Annotated in this window: 13 protein-coding genes; 4 read left to right on the forward strand and 9 right to left on the reverse strand. The window is 65.3% G+C overall.

Going from position 1 to position 14,793, the window contains the following annotated elements; all coding sequences use genetic code 11:
• Positions 1-59 precede the first annotated feature (59 nt).
• Entirely contained in the window at positions 60-2,255 is a 2,196-nt protein-coding gene (locus tag AC1C2N_RS12675; RefSeq protein WP_495434165.1) for an ATP-dependent DNA helicase RecG, read from the reverse strand.
• Between the two features lie 53 nt (positions 2,256-2,308).
• Between AC1C2N_RS12675 and rsmD the strand changes: the two genes are divergently transcribed.
• The gene (gene rsmD, locus AC1C2N_RS12680; protein WP_495434166.1) at positions 2,309-2,869 is read left to right on the forward strand and encodes a 16S rRNA (guanine(966)-N(2))-methyltransferase RsmD; all 561 of its coding nucleotides are present in this window, start codon (positions 2,309-2,311) and stop codon (positions 2,867-2,869) included.
• Positions 2,870-2,872: 3 nt separating this feature from the next.
• Here rsmD and thiL read toward each other — a convergent pair whose 3' ends face one another.
• Positions 2,873-3,883, reverse strand: coding sequence for a thiamine-phosphate kinase (gene thiL, locus AC1C2N_RS12685; protein WP_495434167.1), 1,011 nt, complete (start codon positions 3,881-3,883; stop codon positions 2,873-2,875).
• Positions 3,884-3,907: 24 nt separating this feature from the next.
• Between thiL and AC1C2N_RS12690 the strand changes: the two genes are divergently transcribed.
• Positions 3,908-4,408: a DUF3515 domain-containing protein gene (locus AC1C2N_RS12690; RefSeq protein WP_483404452.1), complete on the forward strand. Its 501-nt coding sequence runs from the start codon at positions 3,908-3,910 to the stop codon at positions 4,406-4,408.
• On the opposite strand, the gene AC1C2N_RS12695 is transcribed toward AC1C2N_RS12690, so the two are convergent.
• The 7 genes from AC1C2N_RS12695 to AC1C2N_RS12725 all read right to left on the reverse strand — a co-directional run bounded on the left by AC1C2N_RS12695 (position 4,405) and on the right by AC1C2N_RS12725 (position 11,914).
• Complete coding sequence (locus tag AC1C2N_RS12695) at positions 4,405-5,511, reverse strand: D-alanine--D-alanine ligase family protein (protein ID WP_495434168.1); 1,107 nt, start codon at positions 5,509-5,511, stop codon at positions 4,405-4,407. The two genes, AC1C2N_RS12690 and AC1C2N_RS12695, sit on opposite strands and share 4 nt — an antisense overlap.
• Positions 5,414-6,535, reverse strand: a complete 1,122-nt coding sequence (locus AC1C2N_RS12700; protein ID WP_495434169.1) for an NAD(P)H-dependent glycerol-3-phosphate dehydrogenase — start codon at positions 6,533-6,535, stop codon at positions 5,414-5,416. Before AC1C2N_RS12700 ends, AC1C2N_RS12695 begins: the two co-directional genes overlap by 98 nt.
• Complete coding sequence (locus tag AC1C2N_RS12705) at positions 6,532-7,296, reverse strand: lysophospholipid acyltransferase family protein (protein ID WP_483404455.1); 765 nt, start codon at positions 7,294-7,296, stop codon at positions 6,532-6,534. Before AC1C2N_RS12705 ends, AC1C2N_RS12700 begins: the two co-directional genes overlap by 4 nt.
• A gap of 7 nt (positions 7,297-7,303) precedes the next feature.
• Complete coding sequence (gene murA, locus AC1C2N_RS12710; RefSeq protein ID WP_483404456.1) at positions 7,304-8,629, reverse strand: UDP-N-acetylglucosamine 1-carboxyvinyltransferase; 1,326 nt, start codon at positions 8,627-8,629, stop codon at positions 7,304-7,306.
• 64 nt (positions 8,630-8,693) lie between these two features.
• A complete protein-coding gene (gene leuD / locus AC1C2N_RS12715; protein WP_483404457.1) occupies positions 8,694-9,290 on the reverse strand; it encodes a 3-isopropylmalate dehydratase small subunit in 597 nt (198 codons plus the stop codon).
• Between the two features lie 2 nt (positions 9,291-9,292).
• Positions 9,293-10,783, reverse strand: a complete 1,491-nt coding sequence (leuC, locus tag AC1C2N_RS12720; protein WP_495434170.1) for a 3-isopropylmalate dehydratase large subunit — start codon at positions 10,781-10,783, stop codon at positions 9,293-9,295.
• A gap of 120 nt (positions 10,784-10,903) precedes the next feature.
• The gene (locus AC1C2N_RS12725) at positions 10,904-11,914 is read right to left on the reverse strand and encodes a TerC family protein (protein ID WP_108962094.1); all 1,011 of its coding nucleotides are present in this window, start codon (positions 11,912-11,914) and stop codon (positions 10,904-10,906) included.
• A gap of 281 nt (positions 11,915-12,195) precedes the next feature.
• Here AC1C2N_RS12725 and AC1C2N_RS12730 point away from each other — a divergent pair, with 281 nt between their 5' ends.
• Together AC1C2N_RS12730 and AC1C2N_RS12735 are read left to right on the forward strand one after the other, a co-directional pair.
• A complete protein-coding gene (locus AC1C2N_RS12730) occupies positions 12,196-12,921 on the forward strand; it encodes a TIGR00645 family protein (protein WP_483404459.1) in 726 nt (241 codons plus the stop codon).
• Positions 12,922-12,999: 78 nt separating this feature from the next.
• Complete coding sequence (locus AC1C2N_RS12735; RefSeq protein ID WP_495434171.1) at positions 13,000-14,787, forward strand: glycoside hydrolase family 15 protein; 1,788 nt, start codon at positions 13,000-13,002, stop codon at positions 14,785-14,787.
• The last annotated feature ends 6 nt before the right edge of the window (positions 14,788-14,793 follow it).

Consider the following 14,793-nt stretch of genomic DNA (forward strand, 5'->3'; position numbering starts at 1 on the left):
GGCAGTCCCCCAGAGAATCCGCAGTGATGCCCCCTCGTCGATTCGCCGCGCGGCGGTTCTCAGTTTTTGGACAGCGCCGCGCGGGCCGACGCGTCGACGCGCTGCTCGAGCGCGTGACGCAACGCAACGTGGTCGTCGAGCCCTGGGTCGTGTTCGAGGACATCCTGCGCGTCTTCCCTCGCCCTGGCGATGAGATCGCCGTCCGAAGCCACGCGCAGCAGCTTGAGTGAGGAGCGTCCGCCGGACTGGGCACTGCCGAGGACATCTCCCTCCTGGCGCAGCTCGAGGTCGGCCTGGGCGAGTTCAAAGCCGTCGAGGGTGCTGGCGACCGCGTCGACGCGGGTCCTGGCGATGGTCCCGGGTGCTGCGTTCGTCACCAGCAGGCACAGTCCGGCCCATTCCCCCCTGCCGACGCGACCACGGAGCTGGTGTAACTGGGATACTCCGAACCTGTCGGCGTCGAGCACGACCATCGTCGATGCGTTCGGCACGTCGACACCCACCTCGATCACCGTTGTGGCCACGAGAATGTCGATCTCGTGGGCGGCGAACGCGCGCATGATGCGGTCTTTCTCCTCGCCTGGCATCCGACCGTGGAGCGCCTCGATGCGAAGATTCTTTGTCGCGGGCAACTGGCGCAGTTCGGCGAGCGTCCCGACCACGGTTGAACGCGGCGGGCCCTGGTCTTTCACGTCCTTCAGGTCCGGCAGCTGCGCATCGGGGTCGGTGGGGTCGAAGTCCACGTCGTCGGGCTCGTTGACGTCGATCGCTGAGCAGACCACGAACGCCTGTCGACCGGCAGCCACCTCCTCACTGACCCGCTCCCACACCCGGTGGATCCACCCGGGATGTTCCGCGAGACCGGCGACGAACGACTCGATCCCGGCCCGGCCAGCCGGCAGCTCACGAATCGTGCTCACCTCGAGGTCGCCAAAGACGGTCATGGCAACGGTTCGCGGAATGGGAGTTGCGGTCAGTACGAGCACGTGGGGCGGATGATGGCCCTTCTGCCGAAGCGCTTCGCGCTGCTCCACCCCAAATCGGTGCTGCTCGTCGACGACGACGAGTCCGAGGTCGTAGAAGGTCACGCTCTCTCCGAGCAGGGCGTGGGTTCCGACGACGATGCGCGCCTGGCCGCTCACGATTCGCAGCAGCGCCTTGCGTCTCTCCGCGGTCGGCATCGTCCCGGTGAGCAGCGTCGGGAACAGTTGCGCGGACAGGTCGGGCCCGAGCGACTTCACCAGGGACCTGAGGTGCTGGCCGGCGAGGACCTCGGTGGGTGCGAGCAACGCGGACTGCCCGCCCGAGTCTGCGGCGGCGAGCATTGCCCTGAGGGCGACGAGAGTCTTGCCTGAACCCACTTCGCCCTGCACGAGCCGGTTCATCGGCACCGGCTCCGCCATGTCCCTGGCGATCTCAGCGCCCACGCGGGTCTGATCGCCGGTGAGGGTGAAGGCGAGCTGCCTGTCGAACTGTTCGAGCAGACCGCCCGGGGTGGCGACGCGTGGTGTCGTTTCCTCCAGTCGGGCGATCTGCCGCTGCTGGAGCAGCGCCGCCTGGAGAAGGAACGCCTCGCGGTACCGCAGGGTTTCCTGCGCGACGTGCCAGTCGGCATCCGTCGTCGGCCGGTGGATCTTCTCGATCGCCTGGCCGTAGGTCAGGAGGCTCTCGCGAGTCCTGACCTCAACCGGGACCGGGTCGGGCAGTTCTGGCAGCGAATCGAGCACAAGCGCCATCGCCTTGTGCACCTGCCAGCTCGCCACTGTGCTCGTTGCCGGGTAGATCGGGATGGGAGTCTCCGCCCACTTCCTGGCCGCATCCGGGCTGGTGTCCGCGTCGGTTGACTCGAAGAGTTCGTAGTCGGGGTGGGCCAGCTGGAGTGCACCTTTGTAGTCGCCGACCTTGCCGGCGAAGATTCCGCGGGCACCGGGGCGAAGCTCGCGCGTCCGCCACGCCTGGTTGAAGAACGTCAGGCTCAGGATGCCTTTTCCGTCGGTGATGCGAACCTCGAGGATCGACCCCCTGCGGGCCTTCATGGTGCGCTCTCGCACCTCGATCACCTCGGCGACGATGGTCACCGGTTCGCCTACCGGCAGCTCACTCAGGGCGGTCAGCTCACCCCTGCGCGCGTATCGTCTCGGGTAGTGCTCGAGCAGGTCGCCGACGGTGACGACGCCGAAGGCACGCTTGAACGCGGACGCCGTTCGACCGCCGATGACGCTGTCGAGCTTGGCGGCCAGTGGCTGGGCGTTCATGCTCCGAGTCTATTCGGGCGCACCGACGTCGCGGCTCAGCGTACTGTGGGCTGGTGACAAGAATCGTTTCCGGATTTGCCGGTTCCCTGCCCCTGAAGGTCCCCAAATCCGGCACCAGGCCGACGAGCGACCAGGTTCGGGAGGCCATGTTCTCGGCACTCGATGCACGCGACATTCTGGACGGCGCGCAGGTGCTCGACCTCTACGCCGGATCCGGCGCCCTCGGCCTTGAAGCGGCAAGCCGGGGTGCGAGCGAGGTCATTCTCGTCGAACGCTCGTCACAGGCAGCAGCAGTGTGCCGCCTCAACGCAAAGGCCGTGTCGAACGCAGCGCCGGACAAGGTGAAGATCGACGTGGCATCGCGGCCGGTGCAGAGCTACCTCGACTCAGCGGTCGGGCCGTTCGACCTCGTCTTCCTCGACCCGCCGTACGACCTGCCCGAGGCAGAGCTGGCGTCGAACCTCGCGGCAGTCCTCAGGATCCTCGGCCCCGACTCGCTCGTTGTGGTCGAACGGAGCTCACGCTCCCCCGAGCCGGTCTGGCCTGCGGGTCTCGTGCAGGCGCGACGCAAAAAGTATGGCGAGACCACCGTGTGGTGGGCAGTGCCGGAATAGGCCCTAGCCCGTGCCGCCGTTCCACCCCTCATAGGGATCCCAGCCGTCGACACCAGCGATAGGTTCGCCGCCAACGGTCACACCGTCGCCGGCGGTCACGCTGCCGATGACACGGAATCCCTCCGGCAGCTCACTGCCGGGTGGGAACGTCGCGAGCAGTGCGTGGTCCTCGCCTCCGCGCAGTGCCGTGTCGGGGTCGTCTCCCAGGCTGGCTCGGTCCAGGGTGATGGCGACACCGGATGCTGCGGCAATTCTTCGCGCGTCGAGGCCGAGCCCGTCCGACACGTCGAGCATCGCTGTTGCGCCGGCGAGTGCGGCGGCGACGCCTGACGCGATGGGAGGACGAGGTGCCAGCTGTGCGCCGACAACGCGGGGGTGCTCCTGCCTCAGCCGTTGAGCTTTCGCGTGGTCAGGCCTCCCGTCGTGGGTCACGGCATCCGTGAAGAGCAGTTTCAGGCCGGCCGCTGAGACCCCGGCGTCGCCACACAGCGCAAGAGTGTCGCCGGGGCGTGCCCCGGAGCGGAGAACCGGCGCGCGGCCCTCGAGGTCGCCGAATGCGGTGATGGCGAGGGTGAAGGTGTCGGAGACCGACAGGTCCCCGCCGACCACACCGCAGCCGGGAGCGAGCTCGTCGCAGGCATCCCGAAGACCTGTCGCGATGTCCTCGAGCAGCGTGACCGGGGTGTCGCGTGTTGCAGCGATGGCCACGACGAGCCCTGTCGGCCGTGCACCCATTGCGGCAACATCGGCGAGGTTTGACGCGGCTGCCTTCCAGCCGAGGTCGTGCCCGGTCGACCACGCGAAGCGGAAGTCCGGTCCGTGCACCATCATGTCTGTCGTGATCACGAACCTGCCGTCGGGAGCCGCCATCACCGCTGCGTCATCGCCTGGACCGACTGTTGCCGCACTCGCCGCAGGCAGAAGCGGGAAGATGCGCGACAGCACGGCCAGCTCGTGCACGCTGCCGACCGTGTCTGACCCGGCATCCGGGTGGGAGTTGTCAGGCTGCGTCATGCGTTCAACGGTAGCCTGAACCTGATGTCTCCTCGCGCTCTCCCCCTCCGTTCCCTCGCCGGTGGCGTACTCCTCGCCGCGCTCATCGGCCTCACCGGGTGCTCTTCGGCCGTGACCCTCGAGCCGGCGGCAGACGCCAACAACCCGGCGTGCGCCGACGTGATCGTCCGGCTGCCAGACACGGTCGCCGACAAACCGAAGCGCGAGACCAACGCCCAGTCGACGGCCGCCTGGGGGTCACCAGCCGCTGTCATCCTCCGCTGCGGAGTCGCCGTTCCCGGCCCGACTACCGATCCGTGCATCGCCCTCAACGGCATCGACTGGATCGCCGACGAGAGCGAAGCGGCGAACGACACCTACCGATACACGACCTACGGGCGTGAGCCAGCCGTCGAGGTCATTATCAACGCGGATGCCGCTACCGGCGGCGTCTCGGGGACGACGGCGCTCATCGATCTCTCCAGCGCCGTGTCGTCGCTACCGGCGACGACGGCCTGTGTCGGCCCCGAAGACGTCCTCGACTAGCTGTAGAGCGCCCCTGCGCGGCGCGCGTGGGCAACGTCGATGAGCTCGGTGATGAGATCGGCGTAGCTGAGGCCGCTCGCGATCCAGCAGCTCGGGAACATCGAGATGGGCGTGAATCCCGGCATCGTGTTGACCTCATTGACGACGATTCCGTCCTCGGTGAGAAAGAAGTCGACGCGCGCGAGCCCCTCAGCACCGATGGCGTCGAACGCACGGAGTGCAATTGACTGCAGCGCCGCGAGCGTGTCCGCGTCGATGTCAGCCGGGCAGATCAGGTCCACTCCCGGGGCGTCGAGGTACTTCGCGTCGAAGTCGTAGAAGTCCCGCCCGGTGATCATGATCTCACCGGCGACGGATGCCCGCGCCGGTTCACCCGGACGGCCTCCGAGCACGGCGATTTCAACCTCGCGCCCTGGCATGCCCTTTTCGATGAGCAGCTTGTCGTCCTCGGCGAACGCCGTGCGCATGGCACTGTCGAGCTGTTCGGGTGAGGTGACCTTGCTCACGCCGACGCTCGAGCCGGCCCTCGCCGGTTTCACGAACACGGGCGCACCGAGTGTGCTGAGCGCCTCGAATGCTGCCGAGTCGTCAACGTGGTAGTCGCGCTGCGAGATGGTCCGCCACGGCGCGACAGTGATCCCCGCGTGCTCGAGCACGGTCTTGGTGAAGTGCTTGTCCATCCCGAGGGCTGACGCGAGCACTCCGCTGCCGACGTACGGCATGTCGATGAGTTCGAGCATGCCCTGGAGCGTGCCATCTTCGCCGAACGGACCGTGCAGGATGGGAAAGACCATGTCGACGTTGCCGAGCGACGTCGTGACGCCGTCGGCGGTGACGGTCAGCTCGCGGCTGGTCGCACTGTCGGGCCAGTGCACACGGGTGCCGTTGTCGACGACCTCTGGCAGGTGCGACCTGTCGAGCGCGAACCTGTCGGGGTCGTCCTGTTCGAGAACGAAGACGCCGTCGCGGGTGATCCCGACGGGGACGACATCGAACAGCGAGCGATCAATTGCCCGCAGCACTCCGCCCGCCGTAGCGCAACTGATCGAATGCTCGCTTGACCGACCTCCAAACAACACCACCACCAGGCGCTTCTGCGTCATCGTTCGTCCTTTCGCCCTGGGGCTCGTCGCTGTCTGTCGTGAGGTGAGGTGCAATGTCTTTGGGGTCGAGGGTACCGTCGAGTACCTGCTTGACCTGCTCGACGATCGGCATTTCTACGCCGATGGATCGTGCGAGCTCGAGAACGGGGGCAACGCTCGCGAGGCCCTCGGCGGTCTGCTGCATTTGCTTGACCACGGCGGGAAAGCTGTAGCCCTGGCCGAGCAGCCGTCCCGCCGTATTGTTGCGGGACAACGGGGACTGGCAGGTGGCGATGAGGTCGCCGAGCCCGGCAAGACCGGACAGCGTCTCGGCTTTCGCGCCCTGCGCGACGGCGAAGTCCGTCATCTCAACGAGCCCGCGGGTGATGATCGACGCCTTGGTGTTCTCGCCGTACCCGACCCCGTCGACGATGCCGATGGCAACCGCGATGAGGTTCTTCAGCACGCCGCCGAATTCCGTACCGATGACATCCGTGTTCACAAACGTACGGAAGTACTTGTTGCGGGCGAGGAGCGCGACGGCCTGGGCGGTCTCGAGGCTCTGCGAGGAGATCACCGCGGCGGTCGGCTGTTCCCTGGCGATCTCGAGCGCGAGGTTCGGGCCAGAGGCCACAGCGATTCTCGACGGGTCGATACCGAGGCCCTCGGCGATGACCTCGCTCATCCGGAGTCCTGTCCCCCGTTCGACACCCTTCATCAGCGAGACGACGATCGTCGTCGGTTCGATGTGGGGGCGGATCGCCGCCAGGTTCTCGCGCAGCGACTGGCTGGGAACCGCAATGAAGACCTGCTGGGCGCCCTTGAGCGCGTCCGCGAGGTTCGCTGTTGCCGTGAGGTTCGAGGGCAGCACGACGCCGGGCAGGTAGTCGCTGTTGCGGTGGCTGCGGGAGATCTCCGCGGCGAGTTCCGGCCGGCGCGCCCACATGGTGACGTGGGAACCGCCATCCGCCAGGATCTTGCCGAAGGTTGTGCCCCAGCTGCCCGTCCCGAGTACGGCAACGCGCGCGGTTGTCTTTCGGCTCAAAATCGGCCCGTGTCTTTCTGGTTGTGCTTACTCGGGTCCCACGGCTCATCCGGGGGCGTCTCGCCGCGGATCTCGGCGAGCAACCCGGTGATCGCCGCCATCACGACGGCGGTCGCCTCGGTCAGCGTCGCGGCATCGAGCGGTCGGTCAGCGAACCGCGACAGATCGACCGGATCGCCCACCTTGACGTCAATACGCTTGGGCGGGAAAAAGCTTATCTTGCGCGAGTACCTCGCCATGACCTTGTCGGTGCCCCAGTGCGCCATCGGCGTGATCGGGATGCCGTAGGTCAGCGCGATCCGAACGGCGCCGGTCTTGCCGCGCATCGGCCACAGGTCCGGGTCGCGGGTGAGCGACCCTTCCGGGTAGACAACAACGCCCTGTCCCTTGTCGACGAGCTCCCCGCCGGCCGCGACCGGGTCCTGGCCGCGAACCGAGCCGGTCCGTTCCACAGGGACCTGGCCCGACTTCGTCAGCAGGTAACCGATCACCGGCACTTTGAACAGGCCCGCCTTTGCCATGAACCGGGGCGCACGGCCGAGCTTCCACACGGCCATGCCCACAACGATCGGGTCGATCTCGCTGAAGTGGTTCGGCGCGAGGATGAACGGTCCGCTCCGAGGCAGCTTCTCACCGCCGGTGACATGGAGCCGCATCATCAGGCTCGCCGGCGGCAAAGCAATCGACGCCAGAAGCCAGTAGATGGACGGTCGGGTCTTTTCCGGGCTCGCCCTGAGGCGCACTGGTTTCGGTGAGGTCACCGCCCCATTATCCTTCGAGAACGAAGTCGGCTCCCAGTTGCTCGAGCTTGGTGATGAACTTCTCGTAGCCCCTGCTGATGATGCCGACGTTCGACACCGTCGAGGTTCCCTCGGCGCTCAGCGCGGCAATGAGGTGCGAGAATCCACCACGGAGGTCTGGGACCACAATGTCTGCTCCACGCAGCTTGGTCGGGCCCGAGATCACCGCTGAGTGGTTGAAGTTGCGCTGCCCGAACCGGCACGCCTGTCCGCCGAGGCATTCCTTGTGCACCTGGATGGTCGCGCCCATCTCGACGAGCGCGTCAACGAAACCGAAGCGCTGCTCGTACACGGTCTCGTGCACGATGGAGACGCCCTTCGCCTTGGTCAGCGCGACGACGAGCGGCTGCTGCCAGTCGGTCATGAAGCCGGGGTGGACGTCCGTCTCGATGATCACCGGGTTGAGCTCGGTGCCCGGGTGGTAGAAACGGATGCCGTCATCGTGGATGTCGAACTTGCCGCCGACCTTGCGGTACACGTTGAGGAAGGTGAGCATCTCGGCCTGGCGTGCTCCACCGACGAAGATGTCTCCCTCGGTCGCGAGTGCAGCCGCTGCCCAGCTTGCAGCCTCGTTGCGGTCGAACAGGGCGGTGTGGCTGTAGCCCTCGAGTCGTTCAACGCCCTCGATGCGGATCACACGGTCGGTGTCCACAGCGATGATCGCGCCCATCTTCTGCAGGATGTTGATGAGGTCCATGATCTCGGGCTCGATCGCCGCGCCACGCAGCTCGGTGATGCCCTCCGCGCGCACAGCGGTGAGCAGGACCTGCTCGGTCGCGCCGACGCTCGGGTACGGCAGGTGGACCTTGGTGCCCTTGAGCCCGTTCGGTGCACTCATCCGGATGCCACTCGGCTGCTTCTCCACGACGGCACCGAACTGACGAAGAACTTCCAGGTGGTAATCGATCGGGCGGTCACCGATGCGGCACCCACCGAGGTCGGGAATGAACGCTTCGCCGAGGCGGTGCAGCAACGGTCCGCAGAACAGGATCGGAATGCGGCTTGATCCCGCGTGAGCGTCGATGTCCGCCATGTGGGCGCTCTCAACGTTCGAGGGGTCGAGGGTGAGCACGCCGTCTTCGTCGCTTGTGACCTTGACGCCGTGGACGTCGAGCAAGCCACGAACCACGCGGACATCGCTGATATCCGGCACATCGCGGAGCACACTCGGTGTCTCACCGAGGATGGCAGCAACCATGGCCTTGGTGACCAGGTTCTTCGCCCCCTTCAGCTCGATTCGTCCGTTGAGCGGGCGTCCACCGTGGATTGTGATCTTGTCACCTGCGAGCCCCACGCTGGCTCCTGCCCGTGATGCGTCCTGAAGAAGTGAAGTCAAATGTTTTACCTGCGCAGCCTGATTACTTAATGGGAAGGGTCTTGGGGCGCCAGGTTTCCCTGGCAGCCTCAAATTCAGTGATCCGCGCCTCGTCACGCAGGGTCAGGCCTATGTCGTCCAGGCCTTCAATCAATCGCCACCTAGTGTAATCATCGATCTCAAACGAAACCGTGAGGTCACCGATAGCGACTTCTTTCGCAACCAGATCGACTGTAATTTCTATTCCCGGCTGGCGATCGATTTCTGCCCAGATTTTTTTCGTGTCGTCTTCGGAGATCTCGGCGGCGAGGAGTCCCTGCTTGCCGGAGTTTCCACGGAAGATATCGCCGAAGCGCGGGCTGAGGATCACCTTGAAGCCGAAGTCGCGCAGCGCCCATACAGCGTGCTCGCGTGAGGAGCCCGTCCCGAAGTCGGGACCCGCCACGAGAACCGTCGCTCCCTGGAACTCCGGGCGGTTGAGCACGAAGTTCTCATCCTGGCGCCAGCCGGCGAAGAGCGCGTCCTCGAAGCCGGTCTTGGTGACTCGCTTGAGGTAGACGGCTGGGATGATCTGGTCGGTGTCGACATTCGAGCGCATCAGCGGCGCTGCGATACCGGTCACCGTGGTGAACTTGTCCATTGTCAGTTCGCTCCTTCGAGGTCTGCGGGGCTCGACAGAGTGCCGCGGATGGCTGTTGCCGCTGCCACGAGCGGCGACACGAGGTGGGTGCGCCCACCCTTGCCCTGGCGACCCTCGAAGTTGCGGTTACTCGTCGAGGCACAGCGCTCCCCCGGCGCAAGCTGATCAGGGTTCATGCCGAGGCACATCGAGCAGCCGGCGAACCGCCACTCGGCGCCGAAGTCCTTGATCACCTGGTCAAGCCCCTCGGCTTCCGCTTCGATCCGGACGCGCGCCGATCCGGGAACCACCATCACACGGACTCCATCAGCCTTTTTCTTGCCCGCGATCACCGACGCGAAGGCACGGAGGTCTTCGATCCGGCTGTTGGTGCACGATCCCATGAACACGGCATCCACGGGAATCTCCTTCATCGGTGTTCCGGCGACGAGGTCCATGTATTCGAGCGCTCGCTCGGCGGCTGCGCGCTCGTTGGGGTCGACGATGGCTTCCGGGTGAGGCACAGTGTCGCTGAGAGAGACGCCCTGCCCCGGGTTGGTGCCCCAGGTGACGAAGGGATCGAGGGTGTCGGCGTCGAGGTAGACCTCGGCGTCGAAGGTGGCACCCTCATCGGTCGAGAGGGTGTTCCAGTAGCTGACGGCCTCATCCCAGTCCGCACCGCTCGGTGCGTGCGGCCTGCCCTTGAGGTACTCGTAGGTCGTCTCGTCCGGGGCGACCATGCCCGCGCGGGCGCCAGCCTCGATCGACATGTTGCAGATCGTCATCCGGCCCTCCATCGAGAGCGCCCGGATGGCCGAACCGCGGTACTCGAGCACGTAGCCCTGCCCGCCACCCGTCCCGATCTTCGCGATGACCGCGAGGATGATGTCCTTCGCGGTCACGCCGGGCCGCAGTGTCCCGTCGACGTTGATCGCCATGGTCTTGAACGGCTTGAGCGGGAGGGTCTGCGTCGCCATGACGTGCTCGACCTCGCTCGTGCCGATGCCGAATGCCATGGCCCCGAATGCGCCGTGGGTAGAGGTGTGCGAGTCGCCGCAGACCACGGTGATGCCCGGCATGGTGAGGCCAAGCTGTGGCCCGACGACGTGCACGATGCCCTGCTCGATGTCACCGAGCGAGTGCAGGCGGATGCCGAATTCGACGGCGTTCTTGCGCAGCGTTTCGATCTGGGTACGGCTGGTCAGGTCGGCGATCGGCTTGTCGATGCCGATCGTCGGCGTGTTGTGGTCCTCTGTGGCGATGGTGAGGTCCGGGCGCCGTACCGGTCGACCGGCCAGCCGGAGACCGTCGAAGGCCTGTGGGCTGGTGACCTCGTGCACGAGGTGCAGGTCGATGTAGATCAGGTCGGGATTGCCGTCTTCACCCTTGGCAACCAGGTGGTCATCCCAGACCTTTTCGGCGAGAGTGCGCGGCTGTCCGGCCGGCGCCGCGTGCTTCGGGTGCCCGATGCCTGTGAACGGCGCCGGTGCTGTGGACTCTGTTGTCTGCTGCATGCTGCATTCCTTGCGAAGAGTGATGGTTCAGGCAACGACGAACCCCGCGACGGGGCAGCCTGGTGACTAGGCCCCGTCGCGGCAGCTAAGAAGCATCCCGAACAGCACGCGCTCAGAATATCACTCGCTGGGAACTGATTCCTTCGGTTCAGCGCGCCGCGCGTCGCGACCCGACTTGATGAGGCTCGCGATCGTGGCGACGGCCATCGATACGACGATCACGCCGAGCGATGTCCAGGTGTTGATTTCCGGTGCCCACTCGATGTGCTGTCCACCGTTGATGAACGGAAGTTCGTTCTCGTGCATGGCGTGGAGCACGAGCTTCACTCCGATGAACGCGAGGATGAACGCGATGCCGTACTTGAGGTAGTGAAGGCGCTCGAGGAGGCCACCGAGCATGAAGTACAGCTGGCGGAGTCCCATCAGAGCGAAGATATTCGCGGTGAACACGATGAACGGGCTCTGCGTGATTCCGAAGATCGCGGGGATCGAGTCGAGCGCGAACATCACGTCGGTGGTTCCGATGGCGATGAAGACGATGAGCATCGGCGTCCACACCTTCTTGCCGTCGATGACCGTGCGGAGCTTCGAGTCGTGGAAGTCGGGCGAAACGCTGATGTGGCGCTTCATGTAGGTGATAAGGGCAGTTTCGCCGTCTTCAGCGTCGTCGTTGTGGCCGAACGCCTGCTTCCACGCGGTGTAGAGCAGGAAGGCGCCGAAGAGGTAGAACACCCAGCTGAAGCTCTCGATGAGCTGCGCACCGAGGAGGATGAAGATTCCGCGGAAGATGAGGGCGATGATGATGCCCACCATGAGCACTTCCTGCTGGAGCCGTTTGGGCACCGAGAACCTCGCCATGATGATGACGAAGACGAAGAGATTGTCGATCGACAGGCTGTACTCGGTGAGCCAGCCCGCGAGGAACTGTCCGGCGAACTCGCCGCCGGAGATGAGGAACATCAGGCCGGCGAAGACGAGCGCGAGCGTGACGTAGAAGACGACCCACAGGGTCGATTCCTTCATCGATGGAATGTGCGGACGTTTCACCACCAGGGCGAGGTCAGCGATCAGGATCAGGCCGAGTACGACGTATGAGCCGATTTCAAACCAGAGGGGCAATACCGGGTGCATCCGGGACCTTTCGGTGGAGGGTGTGACGGGGGGTGGGTACGAGAAACGCCCGAAAGTCTCTCCCGCATCGGCCACAACAGGCCGTGCCACGGCGCCCGGGGTCTCAACGATGTGACCCGTGATGACGGATGCCGTGCAGAGGGATACTCCCCTTCGCGGTGTCCACTTTAGTCGACTTCGCGCGTCAGCTGCTCTCCGCCGGGAACTCGCAGCTTTCCCGCTCTAGGATTTATCCCGCGTATCCCTCGCGCGCCGCCTTCCGCCCTCTGCCCAGGAGCCCCATGTCTTCCGTCCCTCCCCCCGCCGGCCGCAGCCTCGCTGTCTCGAGCATCGGTTACATGATCTTCTTCAGCCGGTGGCTGCAGGCCCCGCTGTACCTGGGGCTCATCGCCGCCCAGATGATCTACGTGTGGGTCTTCGTCCAGGAGTTGTGGCACCTCGGCGACGAGGTAATCAACCACTCTGCGGATGTGACAGAAGCGAGCGTCATGCTCGCCGTTCTCGGTCTGATCGACGTCGTGATGATCGCGAACCTCCTCATCATGGTCATCATCGGTGGCTACGAGACCTTCGTGTCGAAGATCAACCTCAACGGGCATCCCGACCAGCCCGAGTGGCTTTCGCACGTCAACGCCAACGTGCTCAAGGTCAAGCTCGCGATGGCCATTATCGGTATCTCGTCGATCCACCTGCTCAAGACGTTCATCGAGGTGGGAAACATGACGGATGCCGGAAGCGGCCAGGAGGTCACCGACGAGGCATACACCTCCCTCGGCGTGTTCTGGCAGGTCGTCATCCACATGGTGTTCATCGTTTCCGCCCTCGCCCTCGCTGCGATCGACAGGATGTCGAAGTACACGCCCCCGCTCGGGCACGGTGCCCCTGGTGCTGCGCCCGGAGCCGACCCCGCGGGGGACGCACAGGCGGAGCACCACCTGACCGATACCCGTGTTGCCCCTGACGCTCTGTCGCGCGCCGCCGGAGAGCGCGAAATCTCGCGAATCTAGTCGCGGTCAGCCAGTCGGGGTTTCCGGGGCGCGAAATCAGGTGGTGCCAAGGCAAAGTCAGGATGCCAGACTGAACCGATGGCATCCCGCATCGAAGACTATGCACTGATCAGCGACTGCTACACGGCTGCGCTCGTCGGTCGCGACGGTAGCATCGACTGGTTGTGTATGCCGAGGTACGACTCTGCGTCGATGTTTGCTGCGCTCCTCGGCACCGAGGATCACGGTCGATGGAAACTGGCACCATCAGCCGAAGAGGCGACGGGTCGTCGGCGATACGACGGAGAGTCGTTCACCCTCGTGACCACCTGGACCTCCACTGACGGTGTAGCCGAAGTCACGGACGTCATGCCGAGATCCGACCATCGCGCCGATGTGATTCGCCGGGTACGGGGGGTTTCCGGACGCGTCGAGTTCGCCCAGGAGATGCGCTTCCGCTTCGGCTACGCAACGGCGATGCCCTGGGTCCGCAAGGTCAGGGACGACAACGGAGCCGCGCTGATCGCTGTCGCCGGCCCCGACGCCGTCGTCGTGCGTGGCCCCGAGCTGTTCGCGTCCAACAGGGAGCACTCGAACAGGTTCACCGTTGGCGCCGGCGAGACGGTCGACCTCACAATGACGTGGTATCCCTCGCACCGTGAACCGCCGGCGCCGCTCGATGTCGACGAGCACCTGGCGCGAACGCGCGACTGGTGGCGCGAGTGGTCATCGATCCTCGAACAGCACGGCCCATACGCCGCCGAGATGGCCAGGTCCTTACTCGTCATGCGCGCGTTGACCCATGAGGAGACGGGCGGAATCGTCGCCGCGGCGACCACGTCACTTCCCGAGGACTTTGGCGGCAGCCGCAACTGGGACTATCGGTACGTCTGGCTCCGTGACGCCTCCCTCGCGGTAACAGCTCTCGTCTCCTGCGGAGTCACCGAGGGCGTCGACCGCTGGCGGCTCTGGCTGTTGCGGGCGATCGCCGGTGATCCTAAAGACGTGCAGATCATGTATGGACTGAGCGGCGAACGTGACCTGCCCGAACGTGAGCTCACTGCCCTGCCCGGATATCTGGAGTCCCGGCCGGTGCGTATCGGCAACGCCGCAGCGCTGCAGGTGCAGTCGGATGTCATCGGCGAGGTGATGGTCGCCCTCCACGACGCCCGTATCGCCGGGGTCGCAGAGACCGCGTACTCCTGGGCGTTGCAGCGCGCCCTGGTGAGCTACATCGAAACCCACTGGCAGGCGCCGGACCAGGGCATCTGGGAGACCCGTGGCTCACCCCAGCGATTCACCCACTCGCGCGTGATGATGTGGGCTGCCTTCGATCGGGCGATTCGCGCGGTCACCGAGTTCGGCCTCGACGGGCCGGTGGACAGGTGGGTCGAGCTGCGCGCGCTGATCCGCGAAGAGATCGAGACAGAGGGTTTCGACACCGAACGCAACAGCTACACCCAGTTCTATGGAACAACCGAAGTGGACGCATCGTTGCTTCAGCTCGTCGAGGTCGGGTACTGCCATGCCCGCGATCCGCGGATGCTTGGAACCGTCGCCGCCATCGAGGCCGATCTTCTGCGTGACGGGTTACTGCTCCGCTACCGAACAGAGGCAGGCGTTGACGGGCTGCCCGGCGACGAGCATCCGTTTCTCGCCTGCTCATTCTGGCTCGTCTCGCAGTATGCGGCGAGCGGACGGCTTGCTGAGGCCAGGGCGCTGATGGATCGCCTCGTCGGCCTGGCCAACGACGTCGGCCTGATGTCAGAGCAATACGACGTCGGACACGGCAGACAGGCCGGGAACACGCCACAGGCGTTCTCACACCTCGCCCTGGCGCTTGCGGTGAGGGCCATCCGCGCCGCTGAGGCTCGCGAACATGGGTGATCTCCG

This window comes from Mycetocola sp. Y791 (genome assembly GCF_059445325.1).